The sequence below is a fragment of the Pseudomonas mandelii genome (assembly GCF_024138395.1).
Lineage (GTDB): Bacteria > Pseudomonadota > Gammaproteobacteria > Pseudomonadales > Pseudomonadaceae > Aquipseudomonas > Aquipseudomonas mandelii_E.
In genome coordinates this window covers 623,483-643,951 of sequence record NZ_JAMYDU010000001.1, presented here as the reverse complement: position 1 = coordinate 643,951, position 20,469 = coordinate 623,483, and the positions used below count along the sequence as shown (strand labels likewise).

The 20,469-nt window shown below is 52.8% G+C and carries 20 protein-coding genes; 16 read left to right on the top strand and 4 right to left on the bottom strand.

The annotated features are described in order from the left end of the window. Positions 1 to 252: 252 nt before the first annotated feature. On the top strand, positions 253 to 852 hold the full coding sequence (locus tag NHU87_RS02910) for a serine protease (protein ID WP_253545625.1): 600 nt from the start codon (positions 253 to 255) through the stop codon (positions 850 to 852). Between the two features lie 202 nt (positions 853 to 1,054). Further along, complete coding sequence (locus tag NHU87_RS02905) at positions 1,055 to 1,957, top strand: universal stress protein (RefSeq protein ID WP_253545445.1); 903 nt, start codon at positions 1,055 to 1,057, stop codon at positions 1,955 to 1,957. Here the strand turns inward: NHU87_RS02905 and NHU87_RS02900 are convergent. Then, positions 1,951 to 2,367, bottom strand: coding sequence for a hypothetical protein (locus NHU87_RS02900; protein ID WP_253545443.1), 417 nt, complete (start codon positions 2,365 to 2,367; stop codon positions 1,951 to 1,953). The two genes, NHU87_RS02905 and NHU87_RS02900, sit on opposite strands and share 7 nt — an antisense overlap. Positions 2,368 to 2,703: 336 nt before the next feature. Here NHU87_RS02900 and NHU87_RS02895 point away from each other — a divergent pair, with 336 nt between their 5' ends. Continuing rightward, positions 2,704 to 3,540, top strand: coding sequence for an undecaprenyl-diphosphate phosphatase (locus NHU87_RS02895; protein ID WP_253545441.1), 837 nt, complete (start codon positions 2,704 to 2,706; stop codon positions 3,538 to 3,540). A 127-nt stretch (positions 3,541 to 3,667) separates the two neighbouring features. Here NHU87_RS02895 and rfaH read toward each other — a convergent pair whose 3' ends face one another. From rfaH to galU, 3 genes are all read right to left on the bottom strand, one after another. Beyond that, on the bottom strand, positions 3,668 to 4,174 hold the full coding sequence (gene rfaH, locus NHU87_RS02890; RefSeq protein WP_253545439.1) for a transcription/translation regulatory transformer protein RfaH: 507 nt from the start codon (positions 4,172 to 4,174) through the stop codon (positions 3,668 to 3,670). Continuing rightward, positions 4,171 to 4,602, bottom strand: a complete 432-nt coding sequence (locus tag NHU87_RS02885; RefSeq protein ID WP_253545437.1) for a phosphomannomutase — start codon at positions 4,600 to 4,602, stop codon at positions 4,171 to 4,173. The genes rfaH and NHU87_RS02885 overlap by 4 nt, the downstream gene beginning before the upstream one ends. A gap of 76 nt (positions 4,603 to 4,678) precedes the next feature. Continuing rightward, positions 4,679 to 5,512 (bottom strand): UTP--glucose-1-phosphate uridylyltransferase GalU, encoded by an 834-nt coding sequence (galU, locus tag NHU87_RS02880; RefSeq protein WP_253545435.1) that lies wholly within the window; start codon positions 5,510 to 5,512, stop codon positions 4,679 to 4,681. A 646-nt stretch (positions 5,513 to 6,158) separates the two neighbouring features. On the opposite strand from galU, the gene NHU87_RS02875 reads away from it, so the two are divergent. The 13 genes from NHU87_RS02875 (at position 6,159) to NHU87_RS02815 (ending at position 20,461) form a co-directional block, all read left to right on the top strand. Next, complete coding sequence (locus NHU87_RS02875; RefSeq protein WP_437180817.1) at positions 6,159 to 6,584, top strand: low molecular weight protein-tyrosine-phosphatase; 426 nt, start codon at positions 6,159 to 6,161, stop codon at positions 6,582 to 6,584. Between the two features lie 45 nt (positions 6,585 to 6,629). Beyond that, complete coding sequence (locus NHU87_RS02870; protein ID WP_253545431.1) at positions 6,630 to 8,858, top strand: polysaccharide biosynthesis tyrosine autokinase; 2,229 nt, start codon at positions 6,630 to 6,632, stop codon at positions 8,856 to 8,858. Between the two features lie 196 nt (positions 8,859 to 9,054). Beyond that, positions 9,055 to 10,368 carry a flippase gene (locus tag NHU87_RS02865; RefSeq protein WP_253545428.1) on the top strand — a complete coding sequence of 438 codons (1,314 nt, stop codon included), beginning with the start codon at positions 9,055 to 9,057 and terminating at the stop codon, positions 10,366 to 10,368. 38 nt (positions 10,369 to 10,406) lie between these two features. After that, a complete protein-coding gene (locus NHU87_RS02860) occupies positions 10,407 to 11,390 on the top strand; it encodes a nitroreductase family protein (RefSeq protein WP_253545426.1) in 984 nt (327 codons plus the stop codon). A gap of 32 nt (positions 11,391 to 11,422) precedes the next feature. Next, complete coding sequence (locus tag NHU87_RS02855; protein ID WP_253545424.1) at positions 11,423 to 12,556, top strand: polysaccharide pyruvyl transferase family protein; 1,134 nt, start codon at positions 11,423 to 11,425, stop codon at positions 12,554 to 12,556. Continuing rightward, positions 12,553 to 13,839 carry an O-antigen ligase family protein gene (locus NHU87_RS02850; protein ID WP_253545422.1) on the top strand — a complete coding sequence of 429 codons (1,287 nt, stop codon included), beginning with the start codon at positions 12,553 to 12,555 and terminating at the stop codon, positions 13,837 to 13,839. The genes NHU87_RS02855 and NHU87_RS02850 overlap by 4 nt, the downstream gene beginning before the upstream one ends. 2 nt (positions 13,840 to 13,841) lie before the next feature. Beyond that, on the top strand, positions 13,842 to 14,936 hold the full coding sequence (locus NHU87_RS02845) for a glycosyltransferase family 4 protein (RefSeq protein ID WP_253545420.1): 1,095 nt from the start codon (positions 13,842 to 13,844) through the stop codon (positions 14,934 to 14,936). Then, the gene (locus tag NHU87_RS02840; RefSeq protein WP_253545418.1) at positions 14,926 to 16,050 is read left to right on the top strand and encodes a DUF1972 domain-containing protein; all 1,125 of its coding nucleotides are present in this window, start codon (positions 14,926 to 14,928) and stop codon (positions 16,048 to 16,050) included. Before NHU87_RS02845 ends, NHU87_RS02840 begins: the two co-directional genes overlap by 11 nt. A gap of 2 nt (positions 16,051 to 16,052) precedes the next feature. Then, entirely contained in the window at positions 16,053 to 17,123 is a 1,071-nt protein-coding gene (rfbB, locus tag NHU87_RS02835) for a dTDP-glucose 4,6-dehydratase (protein WP_253545416.1), read from the top strand. A gap of 43 nt (positions 17,124 to 17,166) precedes the next feature. Next, complete coding sequence (rfbA, locus tag NHU87_RS02830; protein ID WP_253545414.1) at positions 17,167 to 18,045, top strand: glucose-1-phosphate thymidylyltransferase RfbA; 879 nt, start codon at positions 17,167 to 17,169, stop codon at positions 18,043 to 18,045. After that, positions 18,042 to 18,581 (top strand): dTDP-4-dehydrorhamnose 3,5-epimerase, encoded by a 540-nt coding sequence (rfbC, locus tag NHU87_RS02825; protein WP_253545412.1) that lies wholly within the window; start codon positions 18,042 to 18,044, stop codon positions 18,579 to 18,581. Before rfbA ends, rfbC begins: the two co-directional genes overlap by 4 nt. A 423-nt stretch (positions 18,582 to 19,004) precedes the next feature. Then, complete coding sequence (locus NHU87_RS02820) at positions 19,005 to 19,259, top strand: hypothetical protein (protein WP_253545410.1); 255 nt, start codon at positions 19,005 to 19,007, stop codon at positions 19,257 to 19,259. Between the two features lie 89 nt (positions 19,260 to 19,348). Then, entirely contained in the window at positions 19,349 to 20,461 is a 1,113-nt protein-coding gene (locus NHU87_RS02815; RefSeq protein WP_253545408.1) for a polysaccharide export protein, read from the top strand. The last annotated feature ends 8 nt before the right edge of the window (positions 20,462 to 20,469 follow it).

Genomic DNA, 20,469 nt, shown 5'->3' with positions numbered 1-20,469 from the left:
GCGTCAAATATTTGCAGTTTGTTGCATGGATCGAAAAGCAATTAGTCCTAGCACAATTCATTCATACGCATTTATTACAATCTCAGCCATAAATAAACGCACCGGATCAGGCTGCGAGGAAAAACTACAAAAAACTGACAACTAAGCGATTCGCACAACAAAAAATTAAATCCTCCTTATAAGTCGGTGATAATCATGATTAAAATCATGACCTACTTTTTAATAGGAGCTGGTATTGCAGGATGCAACGGTATGGTAAAACCCGATTTGTCGGGGCCTGCCAATGATTCATATTTTTCCGTCTTCTCGGGCTTTCCCTTGCCTTATCTGTACATGGCCTCGGCCGTGCAATGGAACGAAGACTATGCCGTCACCACCCGCCACACACCCCTCATTCGCAACGTGAAATACAGCTGCAGCACCGGCTGCGACCTCGTCTTCATCCAGCACAAGGCCGACGGCCGCTACCCGTCCTGGCGCGCACCGCGTGTGGGTGAACACATCACTGCCGTGGGGGCGAGCCCCTACATGACGACCGTCAGTGGGCAAGGCAAAGTGTACCCGGCACCTTTCATCAATAGCGATGAAGGCAGCGGTGAGCGTTATGCCATCCACGATGCCCCAATGATAAAAGGGATGTCGGGTGGCCCCGTCATAGGCAATGACGGCAGCATTGTCGGTATCAATGTCGGCTTTTTCTCCACTACGCTTAATGATGTGAGTTTCCATCCCGGGTTAAAGGGCGCTGAGCGGATCAGCATCTTTATCCCTTACGCGACTATTCAGCGTGAGTGGGACCTGATGCAGGTAAAGCTTAACGATCCGCATGGCGCGAAGTATGCGAAGAAGTAATTTTGCGTCATCAATCAATTGGCTGCCGAGGTGGGGTTCATCGTAGTGGGTACGATGATCCACCTCTTGGCGGGTTAGTTGGATCCAGGCGTATATTGATTGTGTCGATCCGGGTCATTGAGGCGATAGCAGATCGCTGGCGGTGCGACAGACAAGAGGCTGGGGGAGCGAGCAGATATCCCAGAACGTTCGGAGGTGTGACATGAGCCAATATCAACGACTCTTTCTAATAGCCGGCCCCACCATGCGTCACACGCCGGCGCTGCAGCGGGCCGTCGCCCTTGCCGAGGCCACGGGTGCAGCGCTGCATATCACGGTGTTCATCGAAGATTTCAACATCCTGGGTTTGATCCACGCCAGTGCGCGGTTTCGTGAGGCTTGTCAGCAAGAGAACGAAAAATGGCTCAAGGATGAAGCCGATCTGATCCGTGGGCGCGGGATCAACCTGAGTACCGAGGTACTTTTCACACGCGACGCGCTGCAAGAGATCCTTCAACACGTGACTACAACGCAGGCGGATCTGGTGATCAAGGACGTGCAGCATGAGTCAGCGCTCAAACGCGTTTTCATCACGCCGCTGGATTGGCATCTGCTGCGTGAATGTCCGGTGCCTGTCCATCTGGTCAGCGAAGTCAGTTGCCCACTTCCGCGCGTGATCGTGGCGGCCGTCGATCCGTCGCATCCAGAGACTCAGATCACTGGAATCAACGACCTGATCATCCAGGCTGCGAACGAATTGGCAATGCAATGCAATGCGGAAATGCATCTGCTGTATGCCTACGATCTATCGCAGACGCATATATCCGATGCGGGCGCGGGTGCAGTGACGATGCCCGGCTTCAACAGCGACGTGCGCAAGTCTTTGCATAAGTCATTCATCGCATTGGCCGATCACTACGGCGTGCCCACCGAACGGCAACACTTCGTTGCAGGGCCGCCAGGCAAAGCACTGGCCGACTTTGCAGCGCATCACCGGGCCGACGTGATCGTCATGGGCAATGCGCATCGCAAGGGGCTGGAGAAATGGGTGGGCAGTACCACGGAGCATGTTCTGTATCGGGTGCCCTGCAACATTCTCGCAGTCGCCGGGCAAGCGAATCAGTGAAAGGATCCGTTATTGAGTGAGCTGGAAAGGGCGGCTCGGCGGCCGGCTGCGGATTTTTTCAGGGCGCGTGCCGAGATATCCCGGTAGGTGTCACTATCAGTTGCCGCGAGCAGCTTTCCGCCGTCCTTCAAGGTGGCCATAAAGGTCACCTCGATGTTCTTTCCTGCAAGCAGATAGCCGGCGATGGCTCCGACGGGACCGAGCAACATGGCGCCCGCGAGGCCCAGGCCTATGGCGGTCTTTATATTCTTGTTCGAATCAGTGTTCTGAATGGTTAGATCTTTAAATTCCGAGACCGGAAAGCTTTTTCCAAGCCGGGGTTTGAGGGACGTTTTGAGGGTGATGGTTCCAAGGTGGTATTCCCCGTCGCACTGCGGGAAGTCACCGGCGAGTACAGTGATCTTTGCCATGTCGAGTTTTCTCTTGGGCGATCATTTTCGGGTAGGACATTGCGCGCGCCCAAAGCCGAAACGTCAACGATCCGACGATGAGTGGCATCCATAAATTCGCGATGCATAAGTACTCGTCCTGCAAAAGAATTTCATTCTCAGACGTCCTCGGGGCGGAGGGCATTTTCAGGAGAGCGGACCCGGCGCTCCTACATGGACGTTTTATAACGTTTAGCTCAAGCAGGCAGAGAGTGCGCTTTAATCCTCCGCTGGTCCGACAGGGTTTAATCGCGACCAGGATCAAATGCTCGGCATCATCAACAGACCTTTCAGCCGAGAGGGTTTAACGGGGGATTAATGGACTTCTGGACCACTACGCAGGTATCGATTCTAGGGTTGGTTGAAGGGCTCACAGAGTTTTTGCCCATCTCCAGTACGGGACACCAGATCATTGCCGCGGACTTGCTCGACTTCGGCGGTGAGCGAGCCATGGCGTTCAATATCATCATTCAGTTGGGGGCTATTCTGGCGGTCGTCTGGGAGTTTCGTCGCAAGATTCTGGAGATCACTACTGGTTTGCCAACTCAGCGTAATGCGCAACGTTTCACTCTGAATTTATTGATCGGTTTTTTGCCGGCGGTTGTTCTGGGGGTGATGTTCGCCGACAAAATCCATGAGTATCTTTTCAACCCGATCACCGTGGCCGTGGCGCTGGTGATCGGTGGCATCATCATGTTGTGGGCCGAACAACGTGAGCATGTGGTGGTTATCGATCACGTCGACGAGATGCGCTGGACCGATGCCTTGAAGGTCGGTTGCGCACAGTGCCTGGCGATGATCCCCGGCACCTCTCGCTCGGGTTCGACGATTATCGGCGGGTTGCTGTTTGGCCTGTCACGCAAGACGGCAACCGAGTTTTCATTCTTCCTGGCGATGCCGACGATGGTGGGGGCCGCGGTGTACTCGGGCTATAAGTACCGCGACCTGTTCCAGGCCGCAGACTTGCCGGTGTTTGCCTTGGGGTTCGTGGCCGCATTCCTCTTTGCGATGATTGCCGTGCGCGGTTTGCTCAAGTTCATCGCCAACCATAGTTATGCGGTGTTTGCCTGGTACCGGATTGCGTTCGGTTTACTCATCCTGGCGACATGGTTTTTGGGGTGGATCGACTGGAATCATCTGCCAGAGGGGGCATAGGTTTTGTAGGAGCCAGGCTTGCCGGCGAAGGCGTCCTTGAGATCGCCTTCGCCGGCAAGCCTGGCTCCTACGAAAAGCGGTTATTCGCCTAACTGACTAGATTAGGGCAATCCCGCCCCTACAAAATTTAAATCTTGTTAACCCCTGCCAATGGCAGGCTGATGTGCTGTTCACGCTGCAGGAAATTCATCATCAGCAGCACCCGTTCCTCGCCGTCCATGGCGAGGAACACCGCCTCAAGATCGGAGAACGGGCCTTCAGTGATGCGCACCGTATCTCCCTGCCTCAACAACGTGGTCACGATTGCCTGGCTGTCCCGTTCCTGGAGCTCGTCGATCAGCGCGTCGCGGATCGGCAATGGCTGACCGCCGAACCCGACGACACGCGAAACGCCACGGGTCGAGCGCAGCGGGCCCCAACTGTCCTGAAGGCTCAGTTGAATAAACAGATAGCCCGGAAATAGCGATTCACTGATCACTCGACGCTGCCCGCGCAACATACGCTCACGCCGATAGGTCGAGCGAAAACAGGCGTAGCCCTGGCGCTGTAAATGCTCTTCGGCGCGCTCATCCTGTTTGGGTTTGCACTGAAGCAGATACCAGGCTTTGGCGGCGTGTTCTGCAATCGCGTTCATTCGAATTCCCTCCCAGCATCGATTTGCCCCAGCAGTTCGGCGGTTTTGTGCTGCATGAGCGAGCTGTCGCCGCGGCTTTCCACGCTCAGGCAAATCACGCCACCTTCCTCCAGAAGACTCAAGCTGAGACGCCAATCGGCGAAGACCAGGTTCAGCCCATCGCTTTCGTCAATGTAGAGGGCTTCGGCGGCATAACGCTGCCTGATGCTTGCCAGCAACGCCGGACCCTCCTTGACGTGACGGCGGATCTCCCCGGAGGAGGGGAAGGCACCGATGCGCTCCACCAGCAGCACCGGCGGTTTCTGCACGCGAGGAAAGATCAGCTCCGACGCATAGGCGCGCACGATGAGGTACGCGAGATTGTTTTTCAGGTCAGCGCCATACGGGCGGCGACTGTCATCTGCCTTGAAACCGCTCAATGTCTTCATAGAGGCTTCGTCCATAGGGTAATAAAGACCAAAAAATCGATTCGATAACGCACACGTTTGTCAGGGATCAGCGCTGTCACAAGGTGTTCTGATGCAGGTGCTCGAAACAGTAGTTGGTGGCTTCGATGTAACCTTCGGCGCCGCCGCAATCGAAGCGTCGACCCTTGAATTGGTAAGCCAGCACGCAGCCGTTCTGGGCCTGTTTCATTAATGCATCGGTGATCTGGATTTCACCGCCCTTGCCAGGCTCTGTGTCAGCGATCAGGTCAAAGATATCGGGGGTCAGAATGTACCGACCGATAATGGCCAGGTTGGACGGGGCGTCTTCCGGGCGAGGCTTTTCAACCATGCTGTTGACCCGGTAAATACCCTCGCGAATCAGCTCGCCGGCAATCACGCCGTACTTTTGAGTCTGCTCACGCGGCACTTCCTGGATCGCCACGATCGAGCAGCGGAATTGCTCGTAGAGCTTGAGCATCTGCGCCAGCACGCCATCGCCCTCCAGGTTCAAGCACAGGTCATCGGCCAGCACCACGGCGAATGGTTCATCACCGATCAACGAACGGCCGCTGAGAATGGCGTGACCCAGGCCTTTCATCTCCACTTGGCGAGTATAGGAAAAAGTACAGGTATCGATCAGCTCGCGAGTGCCTTCCAGGAATCGCTCCTTATCAGTGCCGCGAATCTGGTGTTCGAGCTCAAAGCTGACATCGAAATGATCCTCCAGCGCTCGCTTGCCCCGACCAGTGACAATGGCCATATGTTGCAGACCGGCGTCGCGCGCTTCCTCTACCGCGTACTGGATCAGCGGCTTATTGACGATCGGCAGCATCTCCTTCGGCATGGCCTTGGTGGCGGGCAAAAAGCGGGTCCCATAGCCGGCAGCGGGGAATAGGCATTTACGAATCATGGAAGCGTCCTTGAAAGTAGACAGATGGAATGGCTAATGGCAGTAGGAAAGGTTCGACTCAGATTGTTGGAACCGGCAACTCTGGAGAGTGCGGGCTCTAAATGGCCCGATCACTCGAGAAAAATGTTCGCAACGCTCAGTACGCTATGTTTCGCACCAGGCGCAGGCAGAGGGAAGATCGAGAGGGCCGGCGAGCATGTCTGTTGTTCCACGGCATGCTTGTGACTCAACCCACTGTAAACAAAGTTATTGCCCAAGGTATCTCTTACCCAACTTCTAACCAAATGTTCGACGCCCTGGCAATGCACTAACGGATCGGCTATATATTAGCTATTCGCTATTTCGGTGTAATTTAGATTGAAGAGTCGCGGGAAAACCGCAATTGTTAGAAATTGTCTGGATAAATCTCTGATCTGTTATTTTCAGCGCTCAAAGAGCGAAATGTTATTTTTTGTCTGAAGAAAAAGTTGGGGGCTGTTCAAACGTCATGGTAATAAATACGCACTGATTGTTCTAAAGTTTCAGCTGCAGTTACCGGGAATATGAATACCCGAACTCATTCGTAGTTTAAAGCTCTATGTTCGGCAAGTGCTATGTCACCGCCAATGTTGACAAGACGGGGAATGTTATCTTGCTTAAAAGGGTTTTGATTGTCTGCGTCGGCAATATATGCCGCAGTCCCACCGCGGAGCATTTGCTGCGCGGGGCACTCGTCCATTCCGATATCGAGGTCAGCTCGGCCGGCCTCGCTGCCTTGGCGGGCAAGCCCATCGAGCCGACGGCACACGCCGTACTCAAGGAGCATGGTCATCTGCCCGATGAGCACGAGGCCGTCCAACTTACGCCTCAAGCCGTCAGCGAGGCGGACTTGATTCTGGTCATGGAGCGACGGCATGTCAGCGGCGTGCTCAACATTGCCCCCGAAGCGCGAGGCAAAGTGTTGCTACTGGGCAAATGGCAAGACGATCGTGAAATCAGCGACCCCTTCCGCCAAGGCAAACCTGCTTTTGTGCACGCTTATGCGTTGATCGAAGAAGCCGTACTCGCATGGGCACAGCGCCTGGCGCGCTGATGGCCACTCCTTTTTGAATCGTAATCAAGGCAAAGAATCCGACTTATGCAGCAAGCACCGGTAGTCAACGTGCGGGACGACAACAATGACGAGATTGATCTTCTCGGCTTGTTTGGAACACTCATCGACCATAAATGGCTGATTGCCGCGGTGACCGGCGCCTTCATGGTGGCCGGGGCCGCGTATGCGGTGCTGGCGACCCCGGTATTCCAGGCGAATGCGCTGTTGCAGGTCGAAGCGAAAAAGAACGATTTGCTGGGCTTCTCGGACATCGGCAGCATGCTGGGCAAGGAGTCTCCTTCGGCCACCGAGATTGAGTTGATCCAGTCTCGCGCCGTGATTGGCAAAACTGTCGACAACTTGAAACTTGATATTGTCATACAACCGATGTACTTCCCGGTGGTGGGTGAGTTTCTGGCGCGACGATTCCAGAGTAATAATCCCGGTGAAATAGCCGATCCCTTACTGGGATTGAACAGTTTCGCCTGGGGAGGGGAGTCGCTGAAGATATTCAAACTGGATCTTCCCGACTCGCAGCTGGGCAAGAAGTTGACCCTGACCACGGGTGAAAATGGTCATTACACCCTGGTGGATGAAGACGACAACCTATTGGCAGCCAGCCAGGCGGGACAACTTTTCGAGCAAAATGGCGTTGCTTTTCAGATAGAGGAAATGCACGCCAATCCTGGAACCCGCTTCAGAATCATCCGCAATTCTCGCCTGACCAGTATCCTCGACTATCAAGAGGCTCTGGGTGTAGCCGAGCGCGGAAAAGACTCGGGCATGATCGGTCTGGCACTGGAAAGTACAGATCCGGATGAGGCCATTAACATACTCAACGAAATTGCCGCTATCTATGTGCGGCAAAACGTGGAGCGCACTTCAGCTGAGGCTGCGCAAAGCCTGGCGTTTCTCAAAGAGCAACTTCCTGAAGTCAAGAAGGACCTGGAAAAAGCCGGGAATGCCTTGAATGAATACCAGACGCGCAGCAAGTCCGTGGACATCACGCTGGAAACCAAAGCCATACTCGACCAGATTGTCGGGCTCGATACCAGCATCTCCGAATTGAAGTTGCAGCAAGCCGAGATGGACCGCAAGTTCACCCGCCAACATCCTGCCTATCGCGCACTGTTGACCCAGATCGGCGAGTTGAGCAGCAAGCAGAAAAGTTTGGCGACCAAGGTGGAAAGCCTTCCCTCCACCCAGCAAGAACTGCTGAGCCTTACCCGGGATGTAGAAGTCGGTACGGCCATTTATACCCAACTGCTGAACAAGTCTCAGGAACTGGATGTGATGCGCGCGGGGACCGTGGGTAACGTACGCCTAATCGACACCGCGGACGTCAATTTTCTCAAACCGGTCAAGCCGAAAAAAGCCTTGATTGTATTGGTCGCCACCCTTCTTGGTGGCTTCCTGGCGGTGGCCCTGGTGCTGGTGCGCAAGGCGCTGAACCGAGGGCTGGAAAGTCCGGAAGCCATCGAGCAACTTGGGTTGCCGGTCTATGCGTCGATTCCTTACAGCATTCTGCAGAAAACCGAAGAAGACAAAGTCTCCCGCGGACGAGGGCGTTCCGGTGCAGGTTCTACCTTGCTGGCTGTCACTCATCCCACCGATCTGGCAGTCGAGGCATTGCGTAGTTTGCGGACCAGTCTGCACTTCGCCATGCATGAGGCCGACAATAATCGCCTGATGATTTCCGGGCCCAGCCCTCAGGTGGGTAAAACGTTTGTGTCGGTCAACCTCGCGGTGGTGATAGCACAAACCGGACTGCGGGTATTGTTGATCGACGTCGACATGCGCAAGGGCTATTTGCACAAAGTGTTAGGTGTTTCTTCAGACAACGGGCTCTCCGATATCCTGGCCCGGCGCTGCGATGTAACCACCGCTATCCATAAGACCAAAATCGACAACTTCGATTTTGTCAGTCGAGGCCAGATCCCGCCCAACCCTTCCGAGTTATTGATGCATGCCAATTTCAGCGCGCTGCTGGAGCAGGCGAGCGAGCTATATGATCTGGTTATTCTCGATACGCCACCACTGCTGGCGGTGACAGACGCAGCGATCGTCGGACGCTTGTCCGGGACTAACCTGATTGTGACGCGCTATGGCCTGAATCCGGCGAAAGAAATCGAGTTGACGGTCCGCCGGTTCTCCCAGAATGGTGTTGTCATTAAAGGTGCGATTTTTAACGGTGTGGAGAAAAAAGCCTCCAATAAATATGGCTACAGTGATTATGGTTATTACCACTATGCCTACACATCCGACAAAAATTGACGAGTATTAAACAGGTCGCGTCATAAGTTCGGATCCTTGACGGTATTGCTGTTGCTATTGAGTTTCTATCGTTTATTGCTGCGCCGGATCATTAGCCAATAGGCATGATCAAACCGATATTTCATGGAAACACCACGTCCTGAGGAAGATGACGAAAAATCCTGGGGCGGTAGCGTGATTGAGAATGACAGGTCAAATGAATAAAACCACAGCGTTCAAGGCTATCTCGCTCCTCTGGGTCGGTTCCCTGGCGGGAGCCGGGTTCGCCTTTCTCACTCAGGTCTTCCTGGCGAGAAAGTTGGGCAGCAATGACTTCGGTGCTTTTTCGTCAGCACTTACCACCATTACACTACTCGCGCCCTTGGCGGGTTTCGGGATATCGCAGTACTGGCTAAAGGCTTTTGGTCAAGAGGGATGGGCGGCGAAACGCTGGTTGAAACCTTCGTTCCAGTTCATCGCTTTAAGTACTTTATTTCTCATCTGCTCCATTGTGGCGTGGGCGCTTTATTCCAGCCATGACCGGTTAACGCAGAATCTGCTGTTGATTCTCTCTCTGTACATACTGGGGCAGCTGTCAGTAGAACTAGTGAGCAGCAAACTTCAACTTGAAGAAAAATATCTGCACTTGGCACTTTGGCAGTTTTTGCCGCATTTTCTTCGTTGCTCGATGGTCTTCGTCACGGCGGTCATGAGCGCCACACCGATAGCCACGGAATACTACGCCGCCTTTTTTTCGGCCATTGCCGTGTTGTTTTTTTTGTTGGCCGTTCCCCAGCTGTTGCAGATGACAAATGGGAAGTTGATCCTGAAGGGCCACGAACTGACCGCTGAATTCAAGGCCCTGGCAGTGAGACCGAGCATGTTAAGTGTTGCCGGCGCCAGTTGGCCATTTGGCGTCGCAGCGTTCTCGCATCTGATTTATTTTCAAAGCAATATTATCTTGCTTAAACATCTCTCAAGTAATAGCGCCGCCGGTATCTATAGCGTTGCGTTCACCATCATGACCGCCGTGTATTTGTTGCCCAGCGTGATTTATCAGCGGTTTTTGCTGCCCAAGATGCACCGCTGGGCGAACCATGACCGCGACATGTTTTATCAGATATACCGAAAGGGCAACTGGTTGATGCTACTGCTGGGAACGCTGGCCATGCTGGCGATTCTGGTCTGTGCGGATTGGGCAGTACCGCTGCTGTTTGGTGAGGCTTATCAAGACGCTGCGTCGATCCTGAAAATTCTTTCGCTGTCGGCCCCAATCATTTTTCTGGCATTCAGTGCTGGTGCCACATTGGTGACCCAGGAACACATGAAAGTGAAAGTTAAATACATGGCCGTGGTCGCGGTCATCAATGTAGTGCTTAACCTGGTCTTAATTCCTCGCTTTGACTTGCAGGGTGCCGCGGTAGCGACCGTTATCAGTAATTTGTTGCTGTTGTCGTTATATTTTTATGGCGCCCAACGGTTGGTTTTCAAGAATAAAGTTTCGTTAGCAGGTGCTGCTCCCCATGCCTAAATTATTTATGAACACCGACAGCCGGGAGATGAATTCTCATGATTGATACCGCAAAAATTTATGCCCGGACAGTATTGGCTGGGTTTGGCTTTTTATATGACTTGGGTCGATATATCAGGTACGCCGGATGGCGATCTTCACTCAATTCGGTAGAAACCCGGAATTATTACATGGTCAAGGTGTACCACACCCTGGAAAAGAGCCTGAGTTTTACCAACCGCAAGCCGGGGTCTGGATGGGCAGGGGCCAATGCACTTATCAAGGCACTGGAGCAGTCATTTACGCTCAATGGCACGGGCTATCACGACATGGTGGCGATCACGGTATTAAAGAAATTTGCTGAAGCGGAAATAACCCACCAGCCAGAAAAAACCGCCGCGCTTATAAAGCGCCTGGTTAAAGTCGAGAGCCTGAGCAATCGGTCAATTCCGTTTTATGACAACAGTGGGGCCATTAACCACGACAAGACAGCGTTCGATAAAGGGCGACTGGCCGTTCCAGAAAACTTCTTCATGTCCAGGTACTCGCTGCGGGAGTTCTCCGACGAAAAAATAAGTGCCGAAGCATTAAGCAGAGCGCTGGAGATGGCCATGAAGTCACCTTCGGCCTGTAACAGACAATCGTGGCATGTTTATCATCTGGAGGGCGAGTTGGCGCAACAAGCCCTTGCTTTTCAAGATGGTAATCGGGGTTTCGGCCACAAAATAAAAGAATTGCTGATTATAACCACCGACCTGCGGGCTTTCGTTTCCCCACGAGAACGCTACCAACACTGGATCGACGGCGGGATGTTTTCCATGTCGTTGATTCTGGCATTACATTCAATAGGTATTGCCTCCTGCTGCTTGAACTGGAGTCAATCGGGGAGGGCGGACATCAAGTTCCGCAAGGTGATCAAGATAAGTCCGCAGCACACGGTGATGATGATGTTGGCGATAGGTTATCCGAACGAGCAGAACACCGTCTGTGCTTCTTCGCGTCGCCCCATCAGTGAAGTGTATACCAAGCTGTCCGGTCAGTAAGTCTCACCCTTGGTCGCAAAGGACTCAGCACCTTGAAAATTGCATTGATTACCATACATCACGCCAACAGCTATGGCGGAACCTTACAAGCACTCGCCAGCCAGAACGTGCTATCGAAATATGGCGACGTCAATATCATCGATTACAAAAGTAAAGAGCTGGAAAACACATTAAAACTGATTCGGGTAGACAGTAATCCACGCAGTATTTTCAGAGCCGGCAAGGATTTCTTTCGAATCATTCCTCGCAGAAGGTTGATCGCGAAATTCAGAGAGTTTATGCGGGCTCATTACAACCTGACCCCCGCATGCCCGGATTTGCAAGCGCTGCAAACCTTGTCCAGTGACTTTGACTGTGTGGTGTGTGGCAGCGATCAGATATGGAACCCGATGATTACGGGTGAGCTGGATTTGAACTATATGCTGGCGTTTTCCCGAGCAAAAAAGAAAATTTCATTCTCCTCAAGTGCGGGCTCCTACCGCTATTCCGACGAGGAAGAGCTCAAGGTCAGAAAGGCATTGTCGACCTTTGACAGCATTTCCGTCCGGGAAGAAGACACAGCGCGAAACCTGCGCAGCATGCTGGGCAACCAAAAAATCGATCACACCCTGGATCCTACCTTGATGCTTAACAAGCAAGAGTGGATGCAGAGCCTGCAGCTTTCCAGTCAAGGGTCAGGCAGCGCTGATAAATACATTCTTGTTTATACCCTGAAGAAAGACACCTTGGTCCGGGAGACCATCAACAGAATAAGGACCGTTCTTGGGCTACGAGTTGTAGCGATCGATCAAGACCCGTTCCTAGGCTACAAAAGCGATCAGCATATAATGGATGCCAGTCCGGTGGATTATGTTTCGTTGTTCGCCAATGCGTCCTTCGTGATCACTAATTCATTCCATGGCACCGCCTTTGCCTTGAACTTTGGGATTCCGTTTGTTACCGCATTGCCGGAAAGCGGATTGAATAGAATCAAGGGGCTTCTGGATAAAGTCGGTTTGACCGATCGTCTGGTAACTTGCTTGCGTGACGTCAACTCGGTGGTCGAAAAACCCCTCGATTTTACGCACAGTCATCAGCAGTTGGAGGCACTGAGGCAGGCGACCTGGAAATATCTCGATGGAGCCCTTGCTAGCAAAATAGTAAAAAAGCCAATTGAATTTTCATGATGAACCAGCGTGTCGCTAGCTTGAGATCCTCAAGCATCAATCCTCGTTATGTGCTGGCAGTTATCATCGGCATCACGGTGGTGTTCAATAATATTGAATGGTCGCTGGGTGGCAATAACCTGACACTGGAAAGGTTACTGGCCGCCCCTATTTTCTTTATCGCTGTTCTGTTATTGGTCAGCTCGAATATCGCGCTGCGCTTGCCAAAAACAGGGGTGATTCTGACTGTATGGATTGTGCTGGCTTTTTACGCATCCGCTTCCGGGCCGGTAGAGGCCTGGTCCCTGAAGATGTATGCAGGCTTACTCCTGGCGGCTTCGTTTTATTATGTAGTGATTTGGTTAAAGGCCAATCCCTTTACAATTTTCAAGTCTAGATCCTATCTATTGTTGGCGTGGTTTTCAGGTCCGGTTTTATCTGTGATCTATGTGCTCTCGCTGTTGAAATTTCCGCTTCCTGATTTGGCCGTTCACTGGCTACAGGAGGGGAGTGGGGGGACGCGTATCCGTGGCGGGATTTATGAGGCCAATCTATTCGGGGTGTTTGTCTCGCTTATCACCCTGACGGTGCTGGCGTTGGGTTATTACCGAAAATTATGGTGGTGGGTGCTTGTGATCGGTTTGCACACCGCCCTGCTTTTTTCGTTCTCAAGGGCGCCGTGGGTTTCCTACATTATCTCTGTCTGGCTATATCACGGCTTGAGTTATCCAAGGAAATACACGAATAGAGACTTGGTGAAGTACTTGTTGGGGGCAGCTTTATTGGTGGCGGTTGTATCGCTTTTGTCCTATTTCATTGTTTCTTCCTTTGGTGATTATGAGTTGATTGGCAGGACCCACTCGGTCAAGACGCGTTTTATCATGTGGGCATTGGCTGCGAATTCCATTCTGGAAAACCCCCTGTTCGGAAATGGCATCTACAGCTTCAGCGAAATCTATTCTTTTGCGCCAGAGCTGGTCGGTTCAGAGAATCATCGCAGTGCGTGGATATCCAATTTGCCCCTGGCAATCCTCAATGACACGGGCGCCGTCGGTTTCATCGTCTTCTTCGCATTCATAATTCTGGTGATCAAGCGCAGTTTGACCGCTGTCCGCAAACTGGCGATTGATCAACGTGTCGACCGCTATCAAGTCAAAGTTGGGGCCGCTCTGGTTGCTTTTTTTCTGGCCATGACTTTCTCGAGTCAGACAATTCCCGCACATTCGATCGCCATTTTTTGGGTGTGCCTGGCGCTCACCGAGCGGTTCACCACACTCAGTCGCTCACTCATTAAAAGTACTTAAGCATGAACTCAAAGAAGCTGGTTTTCATTCACCTGTTCAACGACAGAAGTGGTAGCCCAAAAGTCTTGTCTCAAGTGGTGAAGGCGGCGGCCAATAACAATATAGCCACCGAGGTGATCACCAGTGCTCATGGCGACGGCTTCTTGGCCGGTGTGGCCGATGTGCAGAGCAGGCTTTTTTATAAAAGGTCAGAGAATAAGTTGCTGACCCTTGGCTACTACCTGATCTCTCAAGCATTGTTGTTTCTTCAGTGCCTGAAATACAGACGGCAGAATGTGGTCTTTTATGTCAATACCATGATGCCCTTTGGGGCGGCGCTGGCGGGCAAACTGTTAAGAATACCGGTTTATTATCATGTGCATGAAACATCGATAAAACCCAATATTCTCAAGCGGTTTCTCAGGCTGGTCATTGAGAAGACCAGTACGAAGGTGGTCTTCGTCTCAAATTACCTGATGCAGGAGGAAGGTTTTACCAAACTTCCCCAGGTGATTATTCATAATGCGCTGGATTCCGAGGTCGAGAAGCAGTATCGAGTAAAGGAAGAGACCGGTTTCACTTCTTTGATGATCTGTTCGTTGAAGGCCTACAAGGGGGTTATGGAATTCCTGGCGCTGGCGCAGCGCAGCAAGGATGACAAACACCTGAGCTTCACCCTGGTACTCAATGCCAGCCTGAGTGAAATCGATAGTTTTTTCTCCAGTATCGAGATCCCGGGCAATGTGGCGATTTATCCTCGCCAAACGGACCTGTCAGACTTTTATTCGCGATCTGATTTGCTTCTGAACCTTTCCCGAACGGATGGCTGGATAGAAACATTCGGTTTGACCATTCTCGAAGGGATGTCCCATGGCTTGCCGGTGATCGTTCCTCCCGTAGGAGGCCCAACCGAATTGGTACGTAGCGATATCGAAGGTTATTTAATTTCTTCGTACGACATAGAAGAACTTTACAGCACAGTGAACAGGATCTCGCTGGATCCGAAAAAATACAAGGCGCTGTCTGATAATGCGTTGTCCCGTACTCGAGACTTCAGCCTGGAAGTGTTCGAAAGCAAGTTCTCAACATTATTCAACGAGATGCAGCATGACACCTAAAAAACTTTATATCCTTGGCATAAGAGGTGTCCCGGCTGAACACGGTGGTTTTGAAACCTTCGCGGAAAAGCTATCGCTTTATCTAACGGCGCACGGTTGGCAAGTGTATGTTTACTGCCAAGAGGAAGGACGCGGAGAAGTTACTTATAGCACCTGGAACGATGTCAACAGGATCCATATCCCTGTGACCCAGGCAGGTGCGCTGGGGACAGTCGTTTTTGACTGGAAAGCCACGCGTCATGCGGCATCGCAACAGGGGTTGTTTCTGACCCTGGGTTACAACACCGCCGTGTTCAGTTTGCTGCAAAGGCTCAAAGGTCAGACCAACATCATTAACATGGACGGTATTGAGTGGCGGCGTGACAAATGGGGAGCCATTGCCAAGACCTGGTTCTGGCTCAATGAGCGGGCTGGTTGCTGGATGGGCAATCACCTGGTCGCCGATCACCCCAAGATCAAAGAGCACCTTGCGACACGAGTCAGCGCAACCAGGATCACTATGATTCCTTATGGTGGGGATGAGGTTACCGGCGCTGATCCGACGTTGCTGGCTACTTATGCCCTGGAACCGGGTCAGTTTTCGGTAATCATTGCCCGCCCCGAACCCGAAAACTCGTTTCTGGAAATGGTTCGCGCGTTCAGTTCCACACTGCGCAATCACACACTTGTCGTTCTGGGTAACTTTCAACCGAATAATAATCCGTACCATAAACAGGTCATGGACGCGGCCAGTGCCGAGGTCATCTTTCCCGGAGCGATCTATGAGAGTTCCGTCGTGCAGGCGCTGCGCTTTTACTGCCGGTTTTACCTGCATGGGCATCGTGTCGGTGGAACCAATCCATCATTGGTCGAGGCGCTCGGCGCGGGTTGCGCGGTCATTGCCCACGACAACCCATTCAATCGTTGGGTAACGGAAAGTGGCGCCGCGTATTTCAAGGATGAAGCCTCTTGTAGTGCCTTGTTTGCTCAATTATTGGCGGATGATTCAACGCAGCAGCAGATGGAGGCGGATAGTCGTACACGCTTTCATCAACGTTTTACGTGGAATCAGATCCTGCTTCAGTACGAAGAATTGTTGGCTAAATGGTATCCCCATCAGTCGGTAAGGAGATGATGATGACGAAGCGTATTCTGCTGACCGGTGGAGCCGGCTTTATTGGTTCTGCCGTTGTCAGGCACCTGATTGAAAATACTCGATATGAAGTCGCGAACCTCGATAAGTTAACGTACGCCGGCAATCTGGAATCTTTGGCCAGTGTCGCCGAGTTACCGCGCTATCACTTTTTTAACGTAGACATCTGTGACGCCCAGGCGCTGGATCAAGTATTCGCGAAATTTCAACCGGATGCGGTGATGCACTTGGCCGCCGAGTCGCATGTCGATCGTTCTATCGACGGCCCTGCAGACTTTATCCAGACCAATATTGTCGGGACCTATACCTTGCTCGAGGCGGCCCGGCGTTATTGGAATGGACTGTCGGCAGAAGGGAAGTGGGCGTTTCGCTTTCACCATATTTCCACCGATGAGGTGTATGGAGACCTGGAAGGGCCCGATAGCCTGTTCAGTGAAACCACGCCTTATGCGCCAAGCTCGCCCTATTCGGCGTCCAAAGCCAGTTCGGATCACCTGGTTCGAGCCTGGCAACGTACTTATGGCCTACCGGTGCTGGTGACCAATTGCTCGAATAATTACGGCCCTTATCACTTCCCCGAGAAGTTGATTCCCCACGTCATTCTGAATGCTATCCACGGGCGACCTCTGCCGGTCTATGGCGATGGTTTGCAGATTCGCGACTGGTTGTTTGTAGAAGATCACGCCCGCGCCCTATGCGAGGTCGTAAGTCGGGGCAAGGTCGGCGAGACCTATAACATCGGCGGCCATAACGAGAAAACCAATCTCGAGGTCGTGGAAACCTTGTGTGATCTGCTCGAAGAGTTGGCGCCCAACAAGCCAGCCGGCGTCGGGTGTTATCGCGAGCTGATTACGTTCGTCAAGGATCGGCCGGGGCATGATCTTCGTTACGCCATCGATGCGGGCAAGATCGAGCGTGAACTCGGTTGGCGACCACAGGAAACCTTTGAGAGCGGTATACGCAAAACGGTTCAGTGGTATCTGGATCATCAAGGGTGGTGGCAGCGGGTCCTTAATGGTCAGTACCGGCCCGAGCGTCTTGGCCACGTCGGCTGAAACATTCAAACCCTGCCTCTATTAACTCGAAGGGAATCCCCATATGAAAGGCATCATTCTGGCGGGAGGCTCCGGCACTCGCTTGCATCCCATTACCCGTGGTGTATCCAAACAGCTGCTGCCGGTCTACGACAAACCGATGATTTATTATCCGCTGTCGGTATTAATGCTGGCGGGCATTCGCGAGATATTGATTATTTCCACGCCGCAGGACTTGCCCAACTTCCAGAACCTATTGGGCGATGGCTCTTCTTTCGGCATTGAACTCAGTTATGCCGAACAGCCTTCTCCCGATGGTCTTGCCCAAGCCTTTCTTATCGGCGAGGAATTTATCGGCGACAGTAACGTGGCGCTGATTCTGGGCGACAACATCTTCTACGGTTATGGCTTCAGCGCCTTATTGCGCGAAGCATCACAACGACAGACCGGTGCCACTGTCTTTGGTTATCGAGTCAGCGACCCGGAGCGTTTTGGCGTTGTCGAGTTCGACGATAACGGCAAGGCGATTTCGATCGAAGAGAAGCCTAAACATCCGAAGTCCGACTATGCCGTCACTGGCTTGTATTTCTACGACAAAGATGTGGTGCGCATCGCGAAGCAAGTCAAACCGTCGATCCGCGGCGAGCTTGAAATCACTGACGTGAACAACGCCTACCTGGAGAGCGGGGACCTGCATGTCAGCGTGCTCGGGCGTGGTTTTGCTTGGCTGGACACCGGGACCCATGATTCATTGATGGAGGCCGGGCATTTCGTCCAGACCATCGAAGCGCGGCAGGGCCTGAAAGTGGCCTGTCTGGAAGAAGTGGCGTACCACCAGGGTTGGTTGTCGGCTGCGCAATTGGATAAACAAGCCACCGCGCTATACAAAACAGGTTACGGCCAGTACCTGGCACGGGTGCTGACGACGGAGCCCGCGAAATGAATGTCATCAATACCCGGTTGCCTGGTGTACTGATCATCGAGCCTAAAATCTTCGGCGATGCCCGCGGGTTCTTTCTCGAGAGTTATCACCAGGAGCGTTATCGCGACGCCGGCATCGAATTGCCTTTCGTCCAGGACAATCACTCGCGCTCGCAGTATGGCGTGTTGCGTGGTTTGCACTTCCAGCGGACCCAGCCGCAGGGCAAGTTGGTGCGGGTCACCCAAGGTGCAGTGTACGACGTGGTTGTGGACATTAATCCTGAGTCCCCCACCTGTGGTGAACATGTAGGCGTCAAGTTGACCGCCGACAACCATCTTCAGCTATGGGTACCGCCGGGTTATGCCCACGGCTTCTGTGTGCTCAGTGATACCGCCGATTTTCAATACAAATGCACCGATTTTTATTACCCCGAGGACGAGGGTGGTTTGCTTTGGAATGATCCGGAGCTGGACATTGCCTGGCCGTTGGAATCGCCTCAACTCTCGGAAAAAGACTTGCGCAACCCGCGCTTGCGTGCGGTGTTGAATGGCGAATGACGAATGAATAACGGTCTATAGTTATATTAACTATTTATGACCTGATGTTATTTGGCCTTCGATGTCCAACACAATAGGACCTTGCAGAATCAGAAGTCGGTAAAATCCTGACTAATAATAACAATAGAGCCTAAAGGCAAGTGACTCATACCCATAAAAATGTATTGAAAATGCTTGGTTGTGTGCTGAACATCTTTGAAATCACCAGTGTTCGCCAATAGGTCTTTTCTGATTCTGCCCTTCTGCCAATGATGTGGTGAGGTTCGGTATATGGCGTGCAACACCTATAAATGACATGCTCCAAAGGAGGCAATGCGCATGAATTGACTGGTTCGATCGGTCAGTTTCATTCGTTCTGCTGTTCCATTCCTGGTCCCTTAGTATCAAATCTTATAGAGAGTTGATGTCGAGAAGGAGTCTGATATGAAGAAACTACTTACGGCCGGCTTGCTGGCTGTCATGAGCACTGCAGTGTTGGCGGTGGAAGAAACGTTGACCGAACCACTGAGCTTGAGTACCCCGTTGGTGGGGGGAGTGACGGTCGCCGAAACCGTAGTGGTGGGCGCCGCGATCGCTGGCGCTGCAGTAGCCGCTTCAAACTCGGGTGGCAGTTCCAATGGCGGTACTTCTGGAACGGGCGGTACCACCGGAACGGGTGGTACGACTGGTACCAACTAATACCCCGTGAAGTGTGTTGTTCAAGATCACTCAGAGCTTTCTGGGTGATCTTGTTTTTTAGATTCGCCCTCGACTAGCGTAGTGCCATTATGATCCGTAGATTATCTGTTGTTATGCTGGCAAGTATCAGCTTGCACGGCTGTATGTTTTCGCCTGGTCAACACATGGACACCAGTCAAATGGTCAGTGACGGCTCTCCGGAGAGTAGCCGGGTGGAACTTATTCCGATCACCCCTAAATTGATTGCCATGGATGCCGCCACACAAGTTCGCGAATCGGTCCCCTCGGCGTTGTTGTCCTATGTTCCGGGTGGTTATCGCGTGGGCGCCAATGACCTGTTGTTTATCACAGTCTGGGATCATCCCGAGTTGACGGCGCCTTCCGGGCCGCAACAGCAAATCGATGCCAACGGCCGTCTCGTTCGCCCTGACGGCACGCTGTTTTATCCCTATATCGGTAATATTCCGGCCGCCGGTAAAACCATCGAAGAGTTGCGAGCCTTTATCGCCGAGCGTTTATCGCAATTTGTCGAAAGCCCACAAGTCGACGTCAGCGTATTGCGCTTCGCCAGCCAGACCGTGGTGGTTTCCGGTGCGGTGACAAGAGCCGGCCAACAGTCGATCACCACCACCCCGTTGAGTGTGGTGGAGGCTATTGGCGCAGCTGGTGTGGATCCGTCGAATGCAGACCTGTCAGGCCTGACCCTGACCCGGGACGGGCGCGAGTACAAGCTGGATCTGGACACCCTCAATCGACAGGACTCGCAGTTGCAGGGCGTCTACCTCAAGGGCGGCGACCGACTTTACCTGCCCTACAACGACCTGAAGCGGATCTACGTCATGGGTGAGGTCAACCAACCCCGTGCGCTGAGCTTCAAGAGCAAATCGATGAACCTCACCGATGCCTTGGGCACTGTGGGTGGCTTGAACCAGACCACCTCCAATGGCAACGCGGTGTACGTGATTCGCGGCGCGGACAAGCTGGAAACCGAGCCGGCCAAGGTCTACCAGCTCGATGCAGAATCCCCTTCGGCCCTGGTGCTGGCCACCCGTTTCGACTTGCAACCGCAAGACATCGTCTATGTCGGCCCGGCCGGCGTGACGCGCTGGAACCGTCTGATCACCCAGCTTCTGCCTACCGCCAGTGTCCTGGGGACCGGTGCCAGCTCAGTTAACGATCTCAGCGAAGCCAACAGTAGATAAGGCTCTAT